Here is a 24,296-nt window from a genome sequence, read left to right on the forward strand (position 1 = left end):
TATATTAATAGTGATTAAATATTATATAAAACTATTTGATTCTTGATATTGAAGAATTTATTCGTATAAGCATCATAATTCCAATAAAAATACTACAATCAGCTATATTAAATGTAGCAAAATGCCAATTATTGATATGTACATCAATAAAATCTATTACGAATCCATAAATAATTCGATCTATTAAATTACCGATTGCACCTGCAAGAATGAAAGAATACGCAGTGATTTTTTTGATGTCTTTATCTTTTAATTTGACAATAATTCTGATTATTACAAATATAGTAACAAAACTAATGATGCATAAAAACCATATTTGCCAACCTCGTTGATCAGACAAAAAACTAAATGCTGCACCATAATTATGTACATGAAAAAAATTTAATATTGAAAAAATATGTTTTATTTCATATATTTTAATAGATTTTGCAACCCAATATTTGGTAGATCTATCTATAATAAGAATAAGAATTATTATAGTTATATAAATCCAGTTTTTTGATTTTTTAAAATATTTATTTTTCATTATATAAATATACGTTTTTCACCAGTTCCTGTAGTGTTTGAAACACAGCGATTACAAATCTTACTATTTTTTATATGGTTTTTAGAAAAATTAAAGTAGTGCCAACATCTTAGACATTTTTCTCCTTTTATTTTTTCTAAAAATATTTTTAAATATGGAATAGTTTTACTTTTTTTAACATTTTTAGGAGCTGTATAATACAATTTTATTTTTGTCTTAGATGTTAAAAAGATAAATTTTATCTCTTTTCCTAATATTTTTAATTTATTGAATAATTCAGGTAAAACATATAAAACAATTGAAGCTTCAAGTGAATTATTAATGGTTTTTTTTTGTATTTCTTCTTCTAAAAATTTATTTATTTCGCTTTTTATATTAATAATTTCATTCCAAAATTGATAATTAAATAATTCATCTTGATCTAAATGAAATAATTTGTCAAACCACTCTTCCATAAATACGTATTGAGAATGGTTTTCTGGTAAGTAACTCCATATTTCATTAGCAGTAAAAGATAGTATTGGTGCTATCCATCTTACAAGCGAATTAATTATATAATATATAGCTGTTTGAGAACTACGTCTTTCTTGACTATTTTCTTTTAATGTGTATTGTCTATCTTTTATAATATCAAGGTAAAAAGAGCTCATCTCTATAGAACAAAAATACATTAAACGTTGTACTACTGCATGAAAATTGTAATTTTTATATAACTCAATAATTTCTTCTTGAACTATTTTAGTTTGTCCTATAGCCCACTTATCTAAAAAAATCATATCATCTTTAGGTATTATATTTTTTTTGGGATCAAAATCACTAATATTTGCTAACATAAAACGTGCTGTATTTCTAATTCTTCTATATATATCTGATGAACTCTTTAATATTTCATGAGAAATTGAAATGTCATTAGAGTAGTTAGAAGCAGCGACCCATAATCTTAAAATATCAGCTCCTAATGTGTTGACTACATCATTAGGACTAATAGTATTACCTATAGATTTAGACATCTTTTGTCCTTTTCCATCTACAACGAATCCATGCGTTAATACTTGAGAATATGGTGCTTTTTTATTAATTAATGTTGATATTATTAATGAAGACATAAACCAACCTCTATGTTGATCTGATCCTTCTAAATACATGTCTGCATTTTTTTTAGTATAGTTTTGATTGTGATATGTTATCGAAGTATGTGTATTTCCTGATTCAAACCATACATCTAATATATCTAAAACTTTTTCATATGACTGATATTCTTCACCTAGTACTTCTTTTACATTTATATTCCACCATGCTTGTATTCCCTCTAATTCTACTTTTTTTGCTACTTTTTCCATTAAAAAAAAAGTATCAGGATGAATCTTTCCTGTTTTCTTGTGTATAAAAATTGACATTGGAACACCCCATTTTCTTTGTCTTGAAATGCACCAATCGGGTCTTTTTCTAATCATTTCTCCTATTCTTAATTCCCCCCATGCAGGTATCCAGGATACTGTTTTTATTTCTTTTAATAATTTATAACGTAATTTTTTTTGATCTATGTTTATAAACCACTGTGGAGTAGCTCTATATATAATTGGACTCTTATGTCTCCAACAATGTGGATAACTGTGCAGTAGAGATTCATGATGAAATAATGTATTATTTTCAATAAGTAGTTCTATAATAATTGGATTTGCTTTTAAAACATTTAGACCATTTAATTTAGGATGTATGTCAGGGATGTAATCTCCTTTAAAATCTACTAAATTACTTGTTTTTATATTATATTTCTGACTAACTATATAATCATCTACTCCATGATCTGGTGCTGTATGAACAGCTCCTGTACCTGCTTCAAGAGTTACGTGTTTTCCTAAAATAATAGGCAAGTCAATATTTTTTAAAAATGGATGTAAAACTTTTATTTTTTCTAAATTCTTTCCTTCAATAGAACTTATTTTTATCCATTTTTTTATTTTTAATATATCTAGTATATTTTTAACTAACTCTTTTGCTATAATTAAATTAAATTTTTCAGTTTCTATTAATTGGTATTTGAAATTTGGATGTATTGAAATAGCTTTACTAGATGGAAGAGTCCATGGTGTTGTTGTCCAAATAAGTAGATAGGTTTCTTTTTTATTAAATATTTGAAAGTGAAATAACTTTTCTATAATTGTTTTTTTTTTAAATTTAAAACCAACTATAATTGCGTCTGATTGTTTCTTAGAATATTCAATTTCTGCTTCTGATAGTGATGAAGAACATTGAAGACACCAGTGTATAGGTTTAAAATCTTGATATAAATATTTTTTTTTGATAATTTTAGATAGGGTTCTGATTATATTTGCTTCATTTTTAAAGTTCATCGTAAGATGAGCATTTTTCCAATCACCTATCACTCCTAATCTAATAAAGTCTTTTTTTTGTTTTTCAACTTGATCTTGTGCATATTCTCTACATTTTTTTTGAAACTTTGAAGTCGATATTTTTTTCTGATTAAGGTTAATTTTTTCTTCAACTTTTTGTTCGATCGGTAATCCATGACAATCCCAAGATGGAATATAAGGTGCGTCAAAACCTGACAGATTTTTAGATTTTATAATAATGTCTTTTAAAATTTTATTTACTGCATGTCCAATATGAATATTTCCGTTAGCATATGGTGGACCATCGTGTAGAAAAAATATTTTTTTTTCTTTATTTTTTTTTCTTATTAATTCATACAAATTTTTTTGATACCAATCTTTCAATATTTCTGGTTCTTTTTGTGCAAGATTTCCTCGCATAGAAAATTTTGTTTTAGGTAAGTTTAAAGTTTTTTTATAATTATCCATTTTTTTCTCTTTTTTCTATATAGTGTTCATGAGTTTTAAAATATTTCTTAACTATTAAAATATCTTTAACAATTTGATTTTTTAGTTTTTTTGTTGAAGAAAAAACTTGTTCATCACGTATTTTTTTATATATAAAAACTTCTATATCTTTTCCATATAAATTTATTTCTATATCGAATAAGTGAACTTCAAGTAATGTGTGTTTTTTAGTATTTGAAAAACTAGGTTTAATTCCAATATTAGATATTCCTATAGCATTTTTATTTAAAAAATAGCTGATTTTGACTGCATATACTCCATTAGTTAATGGAAAATTTTTTTTTAAAAGTATATTAGCCGTAGGACAATTTATTGTTCTTCCTATTTTATTTCCATGAATAACTCTTCCAGATATACTAAATGTACGACCAAGAAAAAGAGAAGCTAGTTTTATATTGTTTTCAGAGAGAGCTTTTCTGATATTCGTACTACTAATTTTTATATTTTTTTTATACAAGGATTTGATTTTTATAACATCAAATTGATATTGATTGGCTAATTTTTTTAAAAGATTAATATCTCCGTTTTTTTGAAATCCAAATCTAAAATCATCTCCTATTACTATAAATTTTACATGTAGTTTATTTATTAGTATATTTATGATAAAATCTTCTGCACTTAGAGATTTGAAAGATTTATTAAATCTAATACATAATATTTTATTAAAATTATAAGAAGCAATACGTTTGACTTTTTCACGGAATTGTGTAATTCGGAAAGGAGCATCATTTTTTCTTAAAAATTCTAGTGGTTGGGGTTCAAATAAAATAATTATAGTTGATAATTTATATTTTTTACCTGTTTCATTTGTGTGTAAAAATAATTCTTGATGTCCTAAGTGTACTCCATCAAAGTTTCCAATAGTAATAACTGAATTAGTATTTATTTCCTTAATATTGTGAATACCTCGTATAATCTTCATTGTTAAGTTAACCTTATTAAATAAAGTAAATTACATTGAAAATTTTTTTTATATAATATTTTTAGTATATTCATTAATGTCTTTTTTTCAAATAAATGTTTAATTTTTTAAAATTTTAGAGGTAGAAATTGGCTAATATAAAATCTGCTAAAAAAGATGCAGCAACATCTGAAAAACGTCGGAAACAAAATGCTAGTCGACGTTCTATGATTCGTACTTTTATAAAAAAAGTACGAACAGCTATCATATCTGGAAATAAAGAAAAAGCAGAAGATGCATTTAAAAAAATGCAACCTATTATTGACAGTCATGTAAATAAAGGTTTAATACATAAAAATAAAGCTGCACGATATAAATCTAATTTTTCATTAAAAATTAGCAGAATATGTAAAATATAACTTTTTTAATAATATTGCTTCTAATATTAGAAGCAATACTTTATAATATTTTATCTTGTTAAGTCATCAAAGAATCTTTTGACTCCATCAAAAAATCTTTTAGAACGAGGGCTATTTTTTTCACCTCGGAAACCATTAAAACTATTACCTAATTCATGTAAAAGATGTTTTTGTTGTTCATTAAGATTTACAGGTGTTTCCACAACAACACGACATAATAAATCACCTTGATTTCTATTTTGTACAGATTTTACTCCTCTTCCACGAATTCGGAAGAGCTTTCCTGATTGTGTTTCATGTGGTATTTTTAGTTTCACTCTACCATCTAGTGTAGGAACCTCTATTTCTCCTCCTAATGCAGCCATTGTAAAATTTATTGGTACTTCACAATATAAATTATTTTCTTCTCGTTCAAAAATAGGATGTTTTTTAACTGTAATTTGCACATAAAGGTCACCGGATTGTGCACCATTGGAACCAGCTTCTCCTTCATTATTCAAACGAATTCGATCATTAGTATCGACACCTGGTGGGATTTTAACTGATAATGTTTTATATGTTTCAATTCGTCCTTGTCCACGGCATAAATTGCAGGGATCAGTAATCACTGAACCTTTACCATGACATGTAGGGCATGATTGTTGTACGGTAAAAAAACCTTTTCTAATATGTATTTGACCTTTACTATGACATGTAGAACATGCACGAGGTTTAGTTCCTACTCTTGCACCACTCCCATAACATGTTTTACATTTTTGAAGAGTTGGAATATGAATTTCCTTTTTTATTCCTTTTACTGCTTCTTCTAATAATATTTCTATATTATAGCATAAATCAGCTCCTTTTTTAGATCTTTGAGTTCTATTTCCACCAAAAATATCTCCAAAAACATCTCCAAAAATATCTCCAAAATCTGCGGAACTGGTAAAAGTACTGCTATATGTGTTATTAGACTGACCATTTTCAAAAGCTGCATGTCCGTATTGATCATATGCGCTTCTTTTTTCATCATTAATCAAAATTTCGTAAGCTTCTTTTATTTCTTTAAATTTTCCCTCAGCAGTTTTATCTCCTTGGTTGCGATCAGGATGATACTTCATTGCAAGTCGTTTATACGCTTTTTTAATTTCACGTTCTTCAGCTGATTTTGGAACTCCCAAAATTTGATAGTAGTCTTTTTTTGCCATTCTTACTTACTCTTCCTGATTTAAAAATAATTACACGGGCGTAGATAAGATTCTACGCCCGTGCTAGTTTAAAGTCTGTAATAATTACTTTTTAATATTTTATTAAAATTGATTATTTTTTGGGATCTTTTATTTCTTCAAACTCTGCATCTACAACGTTTTCGTCTTTTTTACTAGACGATGTATCTTCATTTTTTTTGTTTTCTTCTGATTTTTTTTGATTGATTTCTGTGAGCATAGAGGATAATTTTAGAAGATTTTGTATATTTTTTTCAATATCAGATTTATTTTCTCCTTTTAACGTTTTTTCTAATTCATCTAAAGCTAATTGAATATTTTTTTTATTTTCTTCTTCGATTGTATCTTTATTGTCATTTAATTGTTTCTTCACACTATGAACTAATTGATCACCTTGGTTTCTTGTTTGAATCAATTCTTCAAATTTTTGATCGGCTTCAGAATTAGCTTCTGCATCATTTACCATTTTTTTAATTTCTTCTTCATTTAGTCCAGAAGATGCTTTTATAGTAATTTTTTGTTCTTTTCCTGTTTTTTTATCTTTTGCAGATACATGTAATATTCCATCAGAATCAATATCAAATGTCACTTCAATTTGTGCTGTTCCTCTAGGTGCTGGTTCAATTCCATCTAAGTTGAATTGTCCTAACGATTTATTGTCTAATGATCTTTTACGTTCACCTTGTAATACATGTATAGTTACTGCTGATTGATTATCTTCTGCTGTTGAAAATATCTGACTATGTTTAGTAGGAATAGTAGTGTTTTTAGTTATGAGTGAAGTCATTATACCACCCATAGTTTCAATTCCTAGTGATAAAGGAGTCACATCTAGTAATAAGACGTCTTTAACATCGCCAGAAAGTACTCCACCTTGTACTGCAGCTCCAACTGCGACAGCTTCATCTGGATTGACATCTTTTCTAGGTTCTTTGCCGAAAAAATCTGCTACTTTAGCTTGAACCATAGGCATTCTAGTTTGACCACCAACTAATATTACATCATGAATATCTGATATTGATAATCCTGCATCTTTTAATGCAACTTCTAATGGTTTAATAGAACGAATTATTAAATCTTCTACTAAAGATTCTAATTTTGCTCGAGTGACTTTGATGTTTAAATGTTTAGGACCATGAGCATCTGCTGTAATATACGGAAGATTTACATCTGTTTGTTGTGCAGATGATAATTCTATCTTTGCTTTTTCTGCAGATTCTTTTAATCGTTGCATAGATAATGGATCGTTTCTTAAATCTATTCCTTGTTCTTTTTTAAATTCTGTTACTAAATAATTAATTAATCTACTATCAAAATCTTCTCCTCCAAGATGTGTGTCTCCATTAGTAGCAAGTACTTCAAATGTTTTTTCTTTATCAACATCATCAATTTCAATAATAGATATATCAAAAGTTCCACCACCTAAATCATAAACAGCTATTGTTCTATTTCCTTGTCCTTTATCTAAACCATAAGCAAGTGCTGCGGCTGTTGGTTCGTTGATAATTCGTTTTACTTCTAGTCCTGCAATTCTTCCAGCGTCTTTAGTAGCTTGACGTTGAGCATCATTAAAATATGCAGGAACAGTAATAACAGCTTCTTTTATTGTTTCTCCTAAATAATCTTCTGCAGTTTTTTTCATTTTTTTCAATACTTCTGCAGAAATTTGAGGAGGTGCCATTTTTTTGTTTTTTACATCAATCCATGCATCACCATTGTCAGAATTTACAATTCTATAGGGCATAATTTTTATATCACGTTGTACTTCATCATCTTGAAATTTTCTACCAATTAAACGTTTTATGGCAAACAGTGTATTCTTTGGATTAGTTATAGCTTGACGTTTAGCGGGTTGTCCTACTAAAACTTCTCCTTCTTGAGTATACGCAATAATCGATGGTGTAGTACGGTCACCTTCTGCATTTTCTAAAACACGTGGTTTGTTGCCATCCATAATGGCAACACAAGAGTTGGTTGTTCCCAAGTCAATACCAATAATTTTACCCATTATTAAAATTTCTCCTAATTTAATATTTTGATAAATTGGGTTTGCAACCTTTATGCGGCCATTTTTTTGGCTGTTAATAAGTTACATGAGTTTGTATTGTTCTTTACATCTACGATGTTGAATGATTATTAGATGGGGTCGCTTTTTCGCTCATCAAGGGTTAAGAGCAAAAAAAATAAAGTTTTAGCAAACTATAATTTAAATATAAGTTTTTTTATTTGTTAAAAATAACATATTCGATAACATATTTAATGTTATAGTAAATTTTATTTTTATACAGTTTAAGTAGATAAAATAATTTATATTTTAGAATAATTTTTAAGTTTTCAGGAGAAATTTATGTTGATACACACAGAAACAGTTAATGAATGTTTAGCCTTTTTTATTTTTATCATTTTTGCTTTAGGGTTATGTTGTTTTATGCTTTTGTTTAGTTGGATTCTAGGTGGTAAATCTTCATCAAGATATAAAAACACTCCTTTTGAATCAGGGATTGTATCAACGGGAAGCGATCGTATTTATTTTTCTGTAAAATTTTATTTAATTGCTATGTTTTTTGTTATTTTTGATGTTGAAGCACTTTATTTGTATGCTTGGTCTGTTAGTATAAAAGAAACTGGATGGGTTGGATTTAGTGAAGCTTTTATGTTTACAATGTCTCTTTTACTAGGATTATTTTATTTAATCCGTATTAAGGCATTAAGTTGGGCATCTTCAAATTACTAATAATATTTTATGATATTAATAATATAATAATATATTTTACTTTCATGAGGTATAAAATGAATTATACTTTGACTAAAGTAGATACTAATAAAAACAATAAAAAATATCCAAAACAAACTGTTGAGTCTGTTTCAGATCCCATCAAAGAATATTTAAAAAAAAATATTTTTATGGGTAAAATAGCTCAATTGTTGCATAAATTAGTTAATTGGGGACGTAAAAATTCTCTATGGCCTTATAATTTTGGCTTATCTTGTTGCTATGTAGAAATGGTTTCTGCTTTTACTTCTGTACATGATATTGCACGTTTTGGATCCGAGGTATTGCGTGCGTCTCCTAGACAAGCTGATGTAATGGTAATTGCAGGTACACCATTTATCAAAATGGCTCCCGTCATACAAAGATTATATGATCAAATGTTAGAACCAAAATGGGTTATTTCTATGGGTGCATGTGCTAATTCTGGAGGTATGTATGATATTTATTCTGTTGTTCAAGGAGTTGATAAATTTTTGCCAGTTGATATTTATATTCCTGGTTGTCCGCCTCGTCCGGAAGCATATATGCAAGCTTTAATGTTATTGCAAAAATTAATTCATGAAGAAAGAAGACCATTATCTTGGATAATTGGCGAACAAGGTGTGTATCATAAAAAAATGTTATCTGAAAAAGTTAAAAAAAGAAGTAAAATCATTAAGATTGTTAATCTTCCAACTCCAGAGAAAATTTAATTGTATAATTAAAAAAATATAAATTGCTTTAATATGACTAACTTTTGCTTAGATAATAATATTATCATATTTTTAAACTAAGTATAGTGAGAGATTCATGATAGATTTAATTCCAAAAGAAAATTCATTTTTATTGAAAAAACAATCTGAAGAACAATCAATTAATTCAGTAATTAAAAATTTATTTAATATTTTTGGTGAAGAATTTTTTTTTCATCAGACTACTTTGACTGGTTTTCCTGTTATTTGGATTAATAAGAAATTATTAACAGACGTAGTGAAATTTTTATGTAATATATCTCATCCTTATATTATGCTTTATGATTTACATGGTGTAGATGAACGTGTGAGATTACATCGTGAAAATTTACCACAAGCTGATTTTTCGGTTTTTTATCATTTAATATCGATTGAACGTAATTCTGACATTATGATTAAAGTGCCATTATCAGAACATGATTTGATCGTGCCAACGTTGACTAGTATCTTTCCTAATGCCAATTGGTATGAACGTGAAACTTGGGATATGTTTGGTATTGTTTTTGATAAACATCCTAATTTGACTCGTATTATTATGCCTAGTACATGGAAGGGGCATCCATTAAGAAAAAATTATTCCGCAAGAGCTACTGAGTATGAACCTTTTTTCTTAGATGAACAGAAAGAAGATTTTGAAATGACAGGATTAAAATTTAAACCTGAGTTATGGGGTATGAAGCGTAAAAATGATAATGTAGAATTTATGTTTTTAAATTTAGGACCTAATCATCCCTCTGCGCATGGTGCTTTTAGAATTATTTTACAATTAGATGGCGAGAACATTGTAGATTGTGTTCCAGATATTGGATATCATCATCGTGGAGCTGAAAAAATGGCAGAACGTCAGTCATGGCATAGTTATATTCCATATACTGATCGAATTGAATATCTTGGTGGTTGTGTAAATGAACTTCCTTATATTTTAGCTGTAGAAAAATTAGCTAATATCTCAGTTCCAGAAAAAGCAGAAGTTATTAGAGTAATGATGTCAGAATTATTTCGAATAAATAGTCATTTATTATATATTTCTACTTTTATTCAGGATGTAGGTTGTATGACCCCTGTTTTTTTTGCTTTCACTGATCGTCAAAAAATATATGATTTAGTTGAAGCAATTACAGGTGCTCGCATGCATCCTGCTTGGTTTCGTATTGGTGGAGTAGCTAATGATTTACCATATGGTTGGAATATTTTATTAAAAGAATTTCTTGATTGGATGCCAAAACGATTGAAATATTATACAACCACTGCTCTAAAAAATAGTATCTTAATTAATCGGTCAAGGGGAATTGCTGAATATAATAAAAAAGAAGCATTAAAATGGGGCATTACTGGAGCAGGTTTACGTGCGACAGGATTAAATTTTGATGTGAGAAAATGGCGTCCGTATTCTGGATATCAAAACTATACTTTTGAAGTACCAATAGGTGGGGGAATAAGTGATTGTTATTCAAGAGTAATGATTAAAGTAGAAGAAATTTATCAAAGTCTTATTATTTTAAAACAATGTTTATATAATATGCCAAAAGGTCCTTTTAAATCTGAACATTCATTAACTACACCTCCTTCTAAAGAATATGTTTTGCAAAATATTGAAACTATGATTACTCATTTTTTACAAGTATCTTGGGGCCCAATTATTCCAGCGAATGAAAGTTTTCAGATGATTGAAGCAACTAAAGGGATTAATAGTTATTATTTAATTAGTGATGGTGGTACGATGAGTTATCGTACAAGAATACGTACACCTAGCTTTCCACATTTACAACAAATACCCTCAGTAATCCGTGGAAGTTTAATATCAGATTTAATTGTATACTTAGGCAGTATAGATTTTGTCATGTCTGACGTGGATAGATAATTATGTATAAAAAAAAAGTCAAATTCGAGAAATTTCTATAAAATTTACATTAACTAATGAAGAAATAAGAGAAATAGAAAATCAAAAAAAATATTATGAAAATTTTCGTTCTATTTCGATAGAAGCATTAAAAATTGTTCAAAAAAAACGAGGCTGGATTTCCGATCAAGCCATTTATGCCATTGCTGAAATACTTCAAATTAACCCAAGTGATGTCGAAGGAGTGGCTACTTTTTATAGTCAAATTTTTCGTCAACCTGTTGGTCGTAATATTATTCGTTATTGCGATAGTGTAGTTTGTTTCTTAACTGGTTATAAAAAAATTAAAACAGCTTTAGAAAATTATTTAAAAATAAAAATAGGAGAAACTACTAAAGATAATAGATTTACTTTGTTGCCAGTTTGTTGTTTAGGAAATTGTGATAAAAGTCCAACAATTATGATTAATGAAGATACATATTCTTTTTTAACCCCAGAATCTATACCAAATTTGTTGGAATCATACAAATGAATAAAATTTTACGTGTTGCAGAGACGCATCCTTTAACTTGGCGGTTAAGAGATGATCAAAAAACTATTTGGATTAAAGAATATTGTAATAAAAATGGTTATGCAGCTTTAAAAAAAGCATTAAAAGATATGCTTCCAGAAGATGTTGTTAACATAGTAAAAAACTCTGGTTTGAAAGGAAGAGGGGGAGCAGGATTTTCTACTGGTTTAAAATGGAGTTTAATGTCTCAAAATAAATCTCATATTACACAATGTTCTTATTTAGTATGTAATGCTGATGAAATGGAGCCTGGAACATATAAAGATAGATTATTAATTGAAAAAATTCCTCATCAATTAATTGAAGGAATTATATTAGCATCATATGCATTAAATGTTTCTCGTGCCTATATTTTTTTAAGAGGAGAATACATTCAAGCAGAATATATTTTAAAAAAATCTATACAAGAGGCAATAAATTTTGGTTATATTGGTATGAATATTTTAGAAAGTCAATTTAATTTTGAATTAGTTTTGCATACGGGAGCTGGACGTTATATTTGTGGAGAAGAGACAGCTTTAATTAATTCTTTAGAAGGTCGCAGAGCTAATCCTAGATCTAAACCACCATTTCCAGCAGTATTTGGTTTATGGGGAAAACCTACTTGTGTAAATAATGTTGAAACATTATCTAATGTTCCATCTATTATATTACATGGCGTCGATTGGTATAAAAATTTGTCGAAAAGTTCTGATACAGGAACTAAATTAATGGGTTTTTCAGGAAAAGTAAAAAAACCTGGTGTTTGGGAATTACCTTTTGGCATTACTGCTCGTGAGATTTTAGAAGATTATGCATGTGGCATGAAGTCTGGTTTTTCTTTAAAAGCTTGGCAGCCAGGTGGTGCAGGTACAGATTTTTTAATTGAAAAACATTTAGATTTACCCATGGATTTTAGTAGTATCAGTCAAGCTGGTAGTCGTTTAGGTACTGCTCTTGCTATGGCTGTTGACAATAAAACTAATATGGTTTCTCTTGTATATAATATAGAGAAATTTTTTGCTCGAGAATCATGTGGTTTATGTACTCCATGTAGAGATGGATTGCCATGGATTGTAAAAATATTAAAAAGTTTAGAACAAAATCAAGGATATAAAAATGATATACAAAATCTAGAACGATTATGTTCTCATTTAAGTCCGGGAAAAACATTTTGTGCTCATGCACCAGGAGCGATAGAACCGTTACAAAGTGCCATTAAATATTTTCGATCTGAATTTGAATCTGGAATTAATGTAAATAAAGTAAGTTCGAATAAAACAATTATTGGAATTCAATCTAATAATATTTAGTTTAATATTGAAATTATTATAGAAAATATTTATTTTGAAATAAATTTATTTAAAAATAGAAGTTTTTGGAATTATTCTCTTATGGCTAAAATTTATATAGATCGTAAAATTTACAATGTTAATAAATCAGACAATTTATTGCAGGCGTGTTTATCAGCAGGGGTTAATATTCCTTATTTTTGTTGGCATCCTTTATTGGGAAGTGTAGGAGCATGTCGTCAATGTGCAGTGACACAGTATAATAGTTTTGAAGATCGTAAAGGTCGATTAATCATGTCTTGCATGACTCCTGTAACTGATGGAGCTATAATTTCTATTAAGAGTACTGAATCAGAGATTTTTAGAAGTTCTATCATTGAACTATTATTAACAAATCATCCACATGATTGTCCAGTATGTGAAGAGGGCGGTCATTGTCATTTACAAGATATGACTGTAATGACAAAACATAGTATACGGAATTATAGATTTAAAAAAAGAACACATAAAAATCAATATCTAGGTTCTTTTATTAAACATGAAATGAATCGATGTATTGCATGCTATCGTTGTGTTCGATACTATAATGATTATGCAGATGGTATTGATTTTGGAGTTTATGGTGCTAATAACAATGTTTACTTTGGTCGTGTAGAAGATGGTGTCTTAGAAAGCGAACATTCAGGTAATTTAATAGAATTATGTCCTACTGGTGTATTTACTGATAAAACTCATTCTAAAAAATATAATCGTAAATGGGATATGCAATATGCTCCAGGAATATGTCAGAATTGTAGTGTTGGATGTAATATTAGTATTGGTGAACGTTATGGTGAAATACGTCGTATAGAAAATAGATATCATGAAAATATCAATCATTATTTACTTTGTGATCTTGGTCGTTTTGGGTATTTACATACTAATTTAAATACACGTCCTAAAAAGCCTACCTATATTAATAATAGTAATAATTTAACTATATTAAATTTTGATGAAGCTATCAAAATTGGAGTTGATTTTTTTAAAAAATATAATCGTATAATTGGAGTGGGTTCAACTCGATCAAGTATAGAAAACAATTTTGCATTGCAAGAATTAGTAGGAAAAGAGAATTTTTCTAATGGAATGTCTACAAAAGAACAGGCATGTATTAGATTAATTTTAGAATTTTTAAAAAATAACTATATATATACTCCAACATTAAAAGAAATTGAAAGTTATGATGTAATTTTAGTTTTAGGAGAAGATTTAACACATACTTCTCCTCGCGTCGCTTTAGCTGTTCGTCAAGCAGTTAAGAATAAGGCAAAAGAAATAACAAAGTTACATGGAATACCAGAATGGAATGTTTCCTCTAATATTCATATTGCAGAAAAGTTCAAAAATTCTTTGTATATTATGCATACACATGAAAGTAAATTAGATGATATTGCTGAATGGTGTTATTTTGCATCGATTGAAAAACAAGTATATTTTGCATCTGCTATTGCTTGTGCAATAGATAATAGTCTACCAAAAGTTTTAAATTTAAATTCTATATTAAAAGAAAAAGCATTATTAATTGCTAATCGATTAATTTCATCTAAAAAAACATTAATTATTTCAGGTTCTCATTCCTTTAGCAGTTCTACTATACAAGCATCTATAAATATAGCTAAAGCTATTAAAATTTATACTCCTAATCATCATGTTGGTGTTACTTTTTTAACATCTACTTCTAATTCTCTAGGTTTAGAACTACTTGGAGGTATGTCTATAGAGTGTGCGTTAAATGAAATTAAAAAAGAAACAGCAGATGCTGTAATTTTTATGGAATACGATTTATATCGTTTTATGTCTCAATACGACTGCGATCATTTTTTTAAAAATAAAAAAAATATAATTACTATAGATCATCAGTATACAGATACCTACAAAAAATCTGGGTTATCTTTTCCTTCAACAAATTTTACTGAAAGTTCTGGAACAGTAATAAATTTTGAAGGCAGGGCACAACGTTTTTTTCAAGTTTATGATCCTAATTTTTATGATAAAAGTAATTGTCTTTTTGATAGTTGGAAATGGTTACATTTTATTAAATCAAAAATTGATAATAAAGAAGTATGTTGGTTTAATTTAGATGATGTAGTAGATTCTTATTCTAAAAAATATTCAATTTTCAAGCAAATAAAAATAAAAGAATTAAATTCTAATTTTCGCGTACATGGTCAAAAAATTGCTCGTTCTCCTATTCGTTCTAGTGGCAGAACAGCTTTACGTGCTGATATTAATGTTCATGAACCTTGTCAGCCCAAGGATGTTAATAGTATGTTTGCGTTTTCTATGGAAGGATATAATCAACCCAACGCGTCTATATCTCATATTCCCTTTGCTTGGTTTCCTGGATGGAATTCACCTCAAGCATGGAATAAATTTCAAAAAGAAGTAGGAAAGAATTTAATATCTGGTGATTCAGGCATACATATCTTTAAAAAAAATAAAAGTAAAGTAGATGTTTATGAAAAGTTAATTTCAAATAATTCCATAAAAGAAAACTACTGGAATATAATTCCTTATTATCATCTTTTTGGGAATGAAGAATTAACTCAATATTCTCTTACTATACAAGAAAATATTCCTTTGGAATATGCCTTAATCAGTCTAAAAGACAGCCTTAAGTTAGGGCTAAAAAAACATTCTATAGTAGAATTTAATTGTTTAAATACAGATTATCGTTTAACAATACAATTATCAAAATATTTAAATGAAAAACAGATAGGTTTACCGATTGGAAGAAAAGGTTTTCCCATTGCACTCGTTGGTAAAAAAATTAAATTTTTACAGGAATTCATTAAATGATTTGGTTAGATATCAATATTATTAAAATAATTTTTTGTTTTTTAAAAGTTATTTTTATTTTATTTTTAACGGTTTTTTCTGGTGCTATGTTAAGTGTAATTGAACGAAGATTATTAGCTTTTTTCCAAAATAGACATGGACCGAATCGAGTTGGTTGGATGGGTAGTTTACAATTATGTGCTGATATGATTAAAATTTTTTTTAAAGAAGATTGGGTTCCGCCCTTTAGTAGAAAATTTATTTTCATCTTATCACCAGTAATAGCTTTTACTTCTTTATTATGTGTTATTCCAATTATTCCTTTTACTCCTCATTTTGTTATTATTAACTTAAATATAGGAATTTTATTTTTTTTAATGATGGCTAGTTTATCTGTTTATGCTGTTTTATTTGCTGGTTGGTCTAGTAATAATAAGTATGCGTTGTTAGGAGCTATGCGTGCATGTGTTCAAACATTAAGTTATGAAGTATTTTTAGGTTTATCACTGATGGGTGTAGTAGCTCAATCGGGTTCTTTTAAAATATTTGATATTATAAATAGTCAAAAATATATGTGGAATATTTTCCCGCAGTTTTTTGGTTTTTTAACATTTTTTATAGCAGGTTTAGCAGTTTGTCACAGACATCCTTTCGATCAACCTGAATCTGAACAAGAATTAGCTGATGGTTATCATATTGAATATTCCGGGATGAAATTTGGTTTATTTTTTATTGGTGAATATATTTCTATTATCACAATTTCATTATTAATGGTAACAATTTTTTTTGGTGGTTGGTATGGACCTTGGTTTCCTGGATTTATTTGGTTTTTTTTAAAAACTATTTTCTTTATTTTTATTTTCATTTTGATTCGAGCATCTTTACCAAGACCACGATATGATCAAGTTTTATTATTTGGATGGAAATTTTGTTTACCATTAACATTATTTAATTTATTTTTAACTGCTTTTTTTATTTTATTATAAATGTCACAAGGGATTTTTTTATTTATGATGTTAAAAAATATTATTATTGGATTTTTTACACAAATAAGAAGTATTTTAATGATTGGTTTAAATATTTTTTCTAAACCTGAAACTAAATTATATCCAGAAGAAAAAGTATACCTAGCTCCTCGTTATCGAGGTCGTATTATATTGACTCGTAATATAGATGGAGAAGAACGTTGTGTTGCTTGTAATTTATGTGCTGCAGTTTGTCCAGTTGATTGCATTTCTTTACAAAAATCTGAAAAAACTAATGGCCGTTGGTATCCAGAATTTTTTAGAATTAATTTTTCTCGTTGTATCTTTTGTGGTTTATGTGAAGAAGCGTGTCCTACAGCAGCAATACAATTAACTCCTGATTTTGAATTGTCTGATTTTAAAAGAAAAGATTTAGTATATGAAAAAAAAGATTTATTAATTTCAGGTCCTGGTAAATATCCAAATTATGATTTTTATGATTTTTCTGGTGTAGCTATACAAGGAAAGAAAATAGGTTATTTAGATACCGAATATAAGCCTGTCAACGTAAAAGATTTATTGCCATAAGGAGGTCTTTATGGAATTTGTTTTTTATATATCTTCATTTGTAGCAGTTATTTCTACTTTTTTTGTAATTATCCAAAAAAATGCAGTATATTCTTTGTTGTACTTGATTATTTCTCTTTTATCAATATCTGGTGTTTTTTTTTCATTTGGTGCTTTTTTTGCCGGTGCTTTAGAAGTGATTGTTTACGCTGGAGCTATTATAGTACTATTTGTTTTTGTTATTATGATGCTTAATATCGATAATACAAATGATCTACAAGAAAAAAAATATTTAAAACCTGCTTTTTGGATTGGACCTAGTCTTTTATCATTTATATTACTTTTATCTATGACTTATGCAATATTTTTTTTAAAGGAAAAAAAAATAGACGGATTATTGATTGATGCGAAAATAGTAGGTATCAATCTATTTGGTCCTTATATGCTCTTAGTGGAATTATCTTCTATTCTTTTATTATCTGCTTTAATTGTTGTTTTTCATATTGGTACAGAAAAGAAACATATAAATAAAAATAAAGTTTCGTAGTTAATTGATGTTTGTTAAAGGTGATAATTCATGATTTCTTTATTTCACGGATTATTTCTATCATTAATATTATTTATTTTAGGTTTAACATCTTTAATTGTTCGACGTAATATATTATTTATATTAATTAGTTTAGAAATAATGATGAATGCTGCTGGATTAGCGTTGATAGTAGTTGGTAGTTACTGGAATCAAGTCGATGGTCAAATAATGTATATATTTGCTATTACTTTAGCAGCATCAGAAGCTAGTATAGCCTTAGCATTATTACTTCAACTGTATAGGAATAAGAAAACATTAAACATTGATATTTTAAGTGAGATGAATGGATGAATATTATTTTTTTTATAACTTTATTTCCATTAATCGGATTTTTATCTTTATCTTTTATGCAAGGTGTAATTTCCAGAAAAATTACATCAAATATAGGTGTATTTTCTATATTGATATCATTTATCATAACTTGTATTTATGGAACAAGCATTATTAAAAATAATGATCAAGTTTTTACGCAAATATTATGGAGATGGTTATCTATTAGTGAGTGCAATATTGATTTTAGTCTTCTTTTAGATGGACTATCTTTAAGTATGTTATTTGTAATCACAGGTGTCGGGTTATTAATACATATTTTTTCTTCTTGGTATATGAAAAATAAAGAAGGTTACTCGCGTTTTTTTGCATATACTAATTTATTTATAGCAAGCATGTCAGTTTTAGTGCTTGCTGATAATTTTTTATTTATGTATTTAGGATGGGAAGGAGTGAGTGTATGTTCTTATTTATTAATTGGTTTTTATTATACTGATCTGAATAATAATCGTTGTGCTTTTAAAGCTTTTATTTTAACTCGTATTTCTGATGTTTTTTTAATAATTGCAATATTTTTAATATACAGAGAATTTCATACCTTGAATTTTCAAGAAATTAAATTTTTATCTACTTTTTCGAATATAGAAAATAATTATAATATAAATTATATTACACTTTTTTTATTATTAGGTACGCTTGGAAAATCTGCTCAGTTGCCTTTGCAAAATTGGTTATCTGATGCAATGGTTGGTCCAAGTCCTGTTTCAGCTTTAATACACGCAGCTACTATGGTAACAGCAGGTGTTTATTTAATAGCGAGGACACATTTTTTATTTTTATTAACTCCTAATATACTATATCTTGTAGGACTTATTGGTATATTAACAATACTACTTTCTAGTTTTTCTGCTTTAGTGCAAAATGATATAAAACGTATTTTAGCTTATTCTACAATGAGTCAAATAGGGTATATGTTTTTAGCATTAGGAGTGAAAGCATGGAGTGCAGCCATTACACATTTGATCATACATGCAATTTTTAAAGCGTTATTATTTCTATCTGCAGGTTCATTAATTTTATCATGTAAAAATGAAAAAAATATATTTAAAATGGGTGGTTTACGTAAAAAACTACCATTTTTATATATTAATTTTATAGTAGGAGGCGCATCTTTAGTTTCCTTTCCTTTGGTTACAGCAGGATTTTATAGTAAAGGAAATATTTTATTTAGTGTTTTACAAAGTGGTCATATTTATTTTTTTCTAATTGCTTTATTTTGTTCTTTTTTAACAGTTCTTTATACATTTAGAATGATTTTTGTTGTTTTTCATGGAAAAAATATTCATACAGTTACCTCATCTGCAAATTTAGTACATAATATTCCATTATTTATTCTTTTATTTTTTTCTACTATATTTGGTGCATATATATCGCCTCCATTGTTACATGTATTTCCTTTATTTTATTTATTAACAGATAATAAATTAATATTTGAAATAATATGCAGTATATTATCTATCTCTGGGATATATTTCTCGTATTATTTATGGATTAAAAATTTACATTTTCTTGATAAATTTTTTACATGTAAATTAATAAGATATATATATTATTTTTTCTTAAAAGGATGGGGTTTTGACTGGTTTTACAATATTTCTTTTATAAATTTTTATTTATATATATCTAAAATATTATCTTCTGATCCGTTTAATAAAATTATTAATTATTTTTTAAAAATTATTCAGACGTGTAATTTTTATTTGTTAAAAACTAACAATGGTTATATAAGATGGTATGTAGCTTCAATGGTATTAGGTATTAATTTGATTTTTATACTCATATTATTTTATTAATTTAAAATAGTTTTTTTCGTTAATCAACTTATATTTTTCTAACAATAAAAAATCATTCCATTAATTAAATAGTTATAGTGAATAATAGGAATATACGTGTAATGTTACTTTCTTTGTTAATTATCATTCCATTTTTTAGTGGTTTGTTTTCTTTTTTGTCTTATAGATTGCATGCAAATTTACCTCGTTGGATTGCATTATCAGGAATAATTTTAACTCTATTGATGATAATGCAAATATTTTTTCAAGAGCACTATAATTTTTTTCAAATAGAACATTATCCTCATTGGGATCGTCAATTAATTTTACCTTGGATATCAAGATTTGGAATTGAATTTAATATTGCAATCGATGGTTTTTCTATCATAATGCTTATTTTTTCTTCTTTTTTATCTATAATAGCAGTGTTATGTTCATGGAATGAAATTAAAAAAAACCAAGGATTTTTTTATTTTAATTTTATGTTTGTTTTGACTGGAATTATTGGTGTTTTTATTTCTTTTGATCTTTTTTTATTTTTTTGTTTTTGGGAAATAATGTTATTTCCAATGTATTTTTTAATTTCGTTATGGAGTAATCAAACTGAAAACAAGCAAAATATTCTTGCAGCTAATAAATTTTTTTTATATGGACAAACTTCTGGTTTAATATTGTTATCATCTATTTTATTACTAGTTTTCAGTTATTATCAAAGCACTAATTTATTAACTTTTAATTATAATTTATTACTTAATACACCAATTAATAGATATATAGAATATATAGTCATGATAGGTTTTTTCTTATCGTTTGCTATAAAAATGCCTATTGTTCCATTTCATGGATGGTTGCCAGATGTACATTCTCAATCAGTTTCTTGTGGTACAGTAGAAATTATTGGTGTTTTATTAAAAACTGCTCCTTATGCTCTTTTACGATATAATTTAGCTTTATTCCCTTATTCAACAGAAAAATTTTCTTTAATTGCTATTTTTTTGGGTATTTTAAGTATATTTTATGGGGCTTGGCTTGCTTTTTCTCAAAAAAATATCAAACGATTAATTGCATATTCTTCTATTTCTCATATGGGTTTAATTTTAATAGCTATTTATAGTAATAATGAAATAGCAATGCAAGGAGTAGTTATTCAAATTTTGTCAAATAGTTTAACTAGTTCTGCTTTATGCATTTTATCCGGTCAACTTTATAAACGTTTTAAAACTCAAAATATGAATGAAATGGGAGGTTTGTGGTCTTGTATTTATTGGATTCCAGGTTTTTCTTTGTTTTTTTCTCTTGCAAATTTAGGCATTCCTGGAACAGGGAATTTTATTGGTGAATTTTTAATTTTGTCTGGTTTGTTTCAATCTTTTCCATTTATATCTATATTAGCAACGATAGGTATTATTTTTTCTTCTATTTATTCTTTAAATATTATTCAAAGAATTTTTTATGGTCCATGTAAAAAAAATTGTTCAATGTTTTTTATAAATAGACAAGAATTATTTATAACAATAGCATTGATCTTTATGTTAGTTTTTTTAGGTTTAAACCCGCAGAAAGTTATAAATACTTCATATAATTCTATACACAATATTCAAAAAAAATTTAATAATTCTATTCTAAAGATAAGGTTGTAATTAGTAATGACAATAAATTTACAACAATTAACAGCACTACTGCCTTTGTTGATTATAATCTTTACTGCAGCAACAGTTATATTATCTATTTCTTATAATCGAAATCATTTTTTTATTGCTGTATTTAGTATCATAGGTTTTATATCTACGCTTTGTTCGCTATATTTATTAACGACAATTGTTCCTGTAGATATCACTTTTTTATTTCATATCGATGGTTATTCTATTTTATATATCGGAATGATAGTAATTTCTAGTATTTGTGCATGTATTTTTGCATACCCATGGTTATTAAAATATCCATTTAATAAAGAAGAATTTTATTTATTGATAATAATTTCTAGTTTAGGGGCTATTGCATTAATTATATCTAATCATATGGCATCATTTTTTATTAATATCGAACTAATATCTTTACCAATTTTTGGTTTAATTGCATATTGTAATTTTCAAAAATATTCTTTAGAAGCTTCATTTAAATATATTATTTTATCTGGTGTTTCATCTAGTTTTTTATTGCTTGGAATTGCATGGATTTACTCTATTTCTGGGAGTCTTGATTTTTTATCCATACATAAAACGTTGGATATTACTTCTATCGATGAAAAATTAGTACTCTTATTTGGAATTAGTATGGTGCTTTTATCATTGTTTTTTAAATTATCCATGGCACCATTTCATTTATGGACTCCTGATGTTTATCAAGGAACACCTACATCAGTATTATCTTTTTTTTCAACTGCCAGTAAAATTGCTATTTTTGGTGTATTGTTGCGTTTTTTATCGTATATTTCTCATTCAGAGAATGAAACATTATATTTTATATTATTATTAATTACCATTTTTTCTATATTAATTGGTAATTTAATGGCTCTTTTTCAAGAAAATATTAAAAGATTTTTTGGATATACGTCAATATCTCAATTTGGATATCTTTTAATAATATTATTTGCATCACAGAAGAACTATTTATTTTCTCTAGAAGCTAGCGCAATATATTTATGTAGTTATTTGTTTAGTAATATAGCTTGTTTTGGTATTATTAATTTAATATCAAATTCACATAAAAAAAATAATTCTGATTTAATATGTTCATATCATGGATTATTTTGGTCACAACCACTCTTATCTAGTGTATTTACTTTAGTACTTCTTTCTTTAGCAGGTATTCCAATGACTTTAGGATTTATTGGAAAATTTTATATACTATCTATTATTATCAAAGAACATTTATGGATAATGGGATTTGCTTTTATTATTGGAACTATATTAGGTCTGTATTGCTATTTAAGAATAATTTTAAATTTATATTCAAACCCATCAAAATTATTAAGAAGAGATTGGAATGTATCTAAGAATTGGTTTTATACTCCTTCTGGCATAGTAATCTGTATTGCAGGAATTATATTGTTAATATTAGGAATATATCCAAATCCATTGATCAGTTTAGTTAAATTAACTGTGTAATATTATTTTTTAAAATATATATATTATATTATGAAAAATTTTTATTAATACAAAAGGTATATTTAGTGAATAATTTTTTTTATATGCCACTATTATGGAGTATTTTTTTTTTCTTAGTTTTGGTGATATTTATAATAGAAAATTATATTTACAAGAAAAAAGAAATCAAAAAACAATGTTTAAAAAATTTTTGTATTCATGATTTTTATTGGTTTTTTTTATCTTTATTATTTTTTTTAATTTTTTGGTATGTAGTTTTTAAAAATGAAGGAAGTGATATTGCTAACACAAAAATTACATTATTTTCTACTGGATACTTATTAGAGATATTACTTTCAATAGATAATGTTTTTGTATGGTTTCTTATTTTTCAGTCTTTTAAAATACCAATAAGTTTTCAAAAAAAAGTATTATCTTATGGTATATGGGGTGCTGTAGTATTCCGTTCTATAATGATTTTTTATGGCAAGATATTCTTTTCTAAATGGCATTGGTTATTATGTTTATTTGGTTTTTTCTTTCTATTAACGAGTTTAAAATTTATTTTTTTTTCAAATAAAACCAATTTAAATAAAAAAAATATTAAAATATCTTGGATTTATAATATTTGCAGAGTTAGTAAAGATATTAATAGTGAAAAATTTTTCATGATTATAAATAATAAATTTTTTATTACGCCTTTATTTGTGTCTTTGATTACAATAGAGTTAAGTGATATTGCATTTTCAGTAGATAGTATTCCTGCTATTTTTTCTATAACTAATGATTTTTTTATTGTATTTTCTTCGAATATTTTTTCTATATTAGGTCTAAGGTCCATGTATTTTTTTGTATCTATTATTATAGAAAAAAATTCTATAATTAAATACGGACTATCAGTGGTTTTAATTTTTATTGGATTAAAAATGATATTTGAACATTTTTTTGTTATTCCAGCATTTATTACTTTTTTTATAATATTAATTATTATAATAATAACGTTTATTATTAATAGCGTTTTAAACTATAAAAAATATTAATATATTTTTTTATAAAAAAATATTGTAATGCA

20 protein-coding genes are annotated in these 24,296 nt (G+C 26.7%); 15 read left to right on the forward strand and 5 right to left on the reverse strand.

Annotated features, from left to right (window positions below):
• Positions 1-31: 31 nt before the first annotated feature.
• From lspA to ribF, 3 genes are read right to left on the reverse strand one after another with little or no spacing between them, the layout of a single operon-like run.
• Positions 32-526: a signal peptidase II gene (gene lspA, locus G4A98_00730; protein ID QIQ41751.1), complete on the reverse strand. Its 495-nt coding sequence runs from the start codon at positions 524-526 to the stop codon at positions 32-34.
• A complete protein-coding gene (gene ileS, locus G4A98_00735) occupies positions 526-3,348 on the reverse strand; it encodes an isoleucine--tRNA ligase (protein QIQ41752.1) in 2,823 nt (940 codons plus the stop codon). Before ileS ends, lspA begins: the two co-directional genes overlap by 1 nt.
• Positions 3,341-4,309, reverse strand: a complete 969-nt coding sequence (gene ribF, locus G4A98_00740; protein ID QIQ41753.1) for a bifunctional riboflavin kinase/FAD synthetase — start codon at positions 4,307-4,309, stop codon at positions 3,341-3,343. The genes ileS and ribF overlap by 8 nt, the downstream gene beginning before the upstream one ends.
• A gap of 128 nt (positions 4,310-4,437) precedes the next feature.
• Between ribF and rpsT the strand changes: the two genes are divergently transcribed.
• Positions 4,438-4,707, forward strand: coding sequence for a 30S ribosomal protein S20 (gene rpsT / locus G4A98_00745; protein QIQ41754.1), 270 nt, complete (start codon positions 4,438-4,440; stop codon positions 4,705-4,707).
• 50 nt (positions 4,708-4,757) lie between these two features.
• Here rpsT and dnaJ read toward each other — a convergent pair whose 3' ends face one another.
• Together dnaJ and dnaK are read right to left on the reverse strand one after the other, a co-directional pair.
• Complete coding sequence (gene dnaJ / locus G4A98_00750) at positions 4,758-5,894, reverse strand: molecular chaperone DnaJ (GenBank protein ID QIQ41755.1); 1,137 nt, start codon at positions 5,892-5,894, stop codon at positions 4,758-4,760.
• 112 nt (positions 5,895-6,006) lie between these two features.
• Positions 6,007-7,920, reverse strand: a complete 1,914-nt coding sequence (gene dnaK / locus G4A98_00755; GenBank protein ID QIQ41756.1) for a molecular chaperone DnaK — start codon at positions 7,918-7,920, stop codon at positions 6,007-6,009.
• A 339-nt stretch (positions 7,921-8,259) separates the two neighbouring features.
• Here dnaK and ndhC point away from each other — a divergent pair, with 339 nt between their 5' ends.
• The 14 genes from ndhC to G4A98_00825 all read left to right on the forward strand — a co-directional run bounded on the left by ndhC (position 8,260) and on the right by G4A98_00825 (position 24,264).
• Positions 8,260-8,646: an NAD(P)H-quinone oxidoreductase subunit 3 gene (ndhC, locus tag G4A98_00760; protein QIQ41757.1), complete on the forward strand. Its 387-nt coding sequence runs from the start codon at positions 8,260-8,262 to the stop codon at positions 8,644-8,646.
• A 56-nt stretch (positions 8,647-8,702) separates the two neighbouring features.
• Positions 8,703-9,377, forward strand: a complete 675-nt coding sequence (locus G4A98_00765; GenBank protein ID QIQ41758.1) for an NADH-quinone oxidoreductase subunit B — start codon at positions 8,703-8,705, stop codon at positions 9,375-9,377.
• A gap of 97 nt (positions 9,378-9,474) precedes the next feature.
• A complete protein-coding gene (gene nuoC, locus G4A98_00770; protein QIQ41759.1) occupies positions 9,475-11,277 on the forward strand; it encodes an NADH-quinone oxidoreductase subunit C/D in 1,803 nt (600 codons plus the stop codon).
• A 22-nt stretch (positions 11,278-11,299) separates the two neighbouring features.
• On the forward strand, positions 11,300-11,788 hold the full coding sequence (nuoE, locus tag G4A98_00775; GenBank protein ID QIQ42163.1) for an NADH-quinone oxidoreductase subunit NuoE: 489 nt from the start codon (positions 11,300-11,302) through the stop codon (positions 11,786-11,788).
• Positions 11,785-13,119, forward strand: coding sequence for an NADH-quinone oxidoreductase subunit NuoF (gene nuoF / locus G4A98_00780; protein QIQ41760.1), 1,335 nt, complete (start codon positions 11,785-11,787; stop codon positions 13,117-13,119). Before nuoE ends, nuoF begins: the two co-directional genes overlap by 4 nt.
• Positions 13,120-13,200: 81 nt before the next feature.
• Positions 13,201-15,936 (forward strand): NADH-quinone oxidoreductase subunit NuoG, encoded by a 2,736-nt coding sequence (gene nuoG / locus G4A98_00785; protein QIQ41761.1) that lies wholly within the window; start codon positions 13,201-13,203, stop codon positions 15,934-15,936.
• Positions 15,933-16,901 carry an NADH-quinone oxidoreductase subunit NuoH gene (gene nuoH, locus G4A98_00790; GenBank protein ID QIQ41762.1) on the forward strand — a complete coding sequence of 323 codons (969 nt, stop codon included), beginning with the start codon at positions 15,933-15,935 and terminating at the stop codon, positions 16,899-16,901. Before nuoG ends, nuoH begins: the two co-directional genes overlap by 4 nt.
• A gap of 24 nt (positions 16,902-16,925) precedes the next feature.
• Entirely contained in the window at positions 16,926-17,468 is a 543-nt protein-coding gene (nuoI, locus tag G4A98_00795) for an NADH-quinone oxidoreductase subunit NuoI (protein ID QIQ41763.1), read from the forward strand.
• Between the two features lie 10 nt (positions 17,469-17,478).
• Complete coding sequence (nuoJ, locus tag G4A98_00800; protein ID QIQ41764.1) at positions 17,479-17,994, forward strand: NADH-quinone oxidoreductase subunit J; 516 nt, start codon at positions 17,479-17,481, stop codon at positions 17,992-17,994.
• 30 nt (positions 17,995-18,024) lie between these two features.
• The gene (gene nuoK / locus G4A98_00805) at positions 18,025-18,327 is read left to right on the forward strand and encodes an NADH-quinone oxidoreductase subunit NuoK (GenBank protein QIQ41765.1); all 303 of its coding nucleotides are present in this window, start codon (positions 18,025-18,027) and stop codon (positions 18,325-18,327) included.
• On the forward strand, positions 18,324-20,159 hold the full coding sequence (gene nuoL / locus G4A98_00810) for an NADH-quinone oxidoreductase subunit L (protein ID QIQ41766.1): 1,836 nt from the start codon (positions 18,324-18,326) through the stop codon (positions 20,157-20,159). Before nuoK ends, nuoL begins: the two co-directional genes overlap by 4 nt.
• Before the next feature lie 101 nt (positions 20,160-20,260).
• Entirely contained in the window at positions 20,261-21,778 is a 1,518-nt protein-coding gene (gene nuoM / locus G4A98_00815) for an NADH-quinone oxidoreductase subunit M (protein QIQ41767.1), read from the forward strand.
• Between the two features lie 6 nt (positions 21,779-21,784).
• Entirely contained in the window at positions 21,785-23,245 is a 1,461-nt protein-coding gene (nuoN, locus tag G4A98_00820; protein QIQ41768.1) for an NADH-quinone oxidoreductase subunit NuoN, read from the forward strand.
• An 83-nt stretch (positions 23,246-23,328) separates the two neighbouring features.
• Complete coding sequence (locus G4A98_00825; GenBank protein ID QIQ41769.1) at positions 23,329-24,264, forward strand: TerC/Alx family metal homeostasis membrane protein; 936 nt, start codon at positions 23,329-23,331, stop codon at positions 24,262-24,264.
• The last annotated feature ends 32 nt before the right edge of the window (positions 24,265-24,296 follow it).

The sequence above is a fragment of the Buchnera aphidicola (Microlophium carnosum) genome (assembly GCA_011752475.1).
Classification (GTDB): domain Bacteria; phylum Pseudomonadota; class Gammaproteobacteria; order Enterobacterales; family Enterobacteriaceae; genus Buchnera; species Buchnera aphidicola_BG.

What these genes read in the sequence shown, in the direction of transcription:
- nuoI (QIQ41763.1), top strand. Translation starts at nt 16,926, where the DNA reads ATGATGTTAAAAAATATTATTATTGGATTTTTTACACAAATAAGAAGT.
- nuoJ (QIQ41764.1), top strand. Translation starts at nt 17,479, where the DNA reads ATGGAATTTGTTTTTTATATATCTTCATTTGTAGCAGTTATTTCTACT.
- nuoG (QIQ41761.1), top strand. Translation starts at nt 13,201, where the DNA reads ATGGCTAAAATTTATATAGATCGTAAAATTTACAATGTTAATAAATCA.
- nuoL (QIQ41766.1), top strand. Translation starts at nt 18,324, where the DNA reads ATGAATATTATTTTTTTTATAACTTTATTTCCATTAATCGGATTTTTA.
- G4A98_00825 (QIQ41769.1), top strand. Translation starts at nt 23,329, where the DNA reads ATGCCACTATTATGGAGTATTTTTTTTTTCTTAGTTTTGGTGATATTT.
- dnaK (QIQ41756.1), bottom strand. Translation starts at nt 7,920, where the DNA reads ATGGGTAAAATTATTGGTATTGACTTGGGAACAACCAACTCTTGTGTT.
- dnaJ (QIQ41755.1), bottom strand. Translation starts at nt 5,894, where the DNA reads ATGGCAAAAAAAGACTACTATCAAATTTTGGGAGTTCCAAAATCAGCT.
- nuoN (QIQ41768.1), top strand. Translation starts at nt 21,785, where the DNA reads ATGACAATAAATTTACAACAATTAACAGCACTACTGCCTTTGTTGATT.
- nuoM (QIQ41767.1), top strand. Translation starts at nt 20,261, where the DNA reads ATGTTACTTTCTTTGTTAATTATCATTCCATTTTTTAGTGGTTTGTTT.
- ndhC (QIQ41757.1), top strand. Translation starts at nt 8,260, where the DNA reads ATGTTGATACACACAGAAACAGTTAATGAATGTTTAGCCTTTTTTATT.
- nuoC (QIQ41759.1), top strand. Translation starts at nt 9,475, where the DNA reads ATGATAGATTTAATTCCAAAAGAAAATTCATTTTTATTGAAAAAACAA.
- ileS (QIQ41752.1), bottom strand. Translation starts at nt 3,348, where the DNA reads ATGGATAATTATAAAAAAACTTTAAACTTACCTAAAACAAAATTTTCT.
- lspA (QIQ41751.1), bottom strand. Translation starts at nt 526, where the DNA reads ATGAAAAATAAATATTTTAAAAAATCAAAAAACTGGATTTATATAACT.
- nuoF (QIQ41760.1), top strand. Translation starts at nt 11,785, where the DNA reads ATGAATAAAATTTTACGTGTTGCAGAGACGCATCCTTTAACTTGGCGG.
- nuoH (QIQ41762.1), top strand. Translation starts at nt 15,933, where the DNA reads ATGATTTGGTTAGATATCAATATTATTAAAATAATTTTTTGTTTTTTA.
- nuoK (QIQ41765.1), top strand. Translation starts at nt 18,025, where the DNA reads ATGATTTCTTTATTTCACGGATTATTTCTATCATTAATATTATTTATT.
- G4A98_00765 (QIQ41758.1), top strand. Translation starts at nt 8,703, where the DNA reads ATGAATTATACTTTGACTAAAGTAGATACTAATAAAAACAATAAAAAA.
- ribF (QIQ41753.1), bottom strand. Translation starts at nt 4,309, where the DNA reads ATGAAGATTATACGAGGTATTCACAATATTAAGGAAATAAATACTAAT.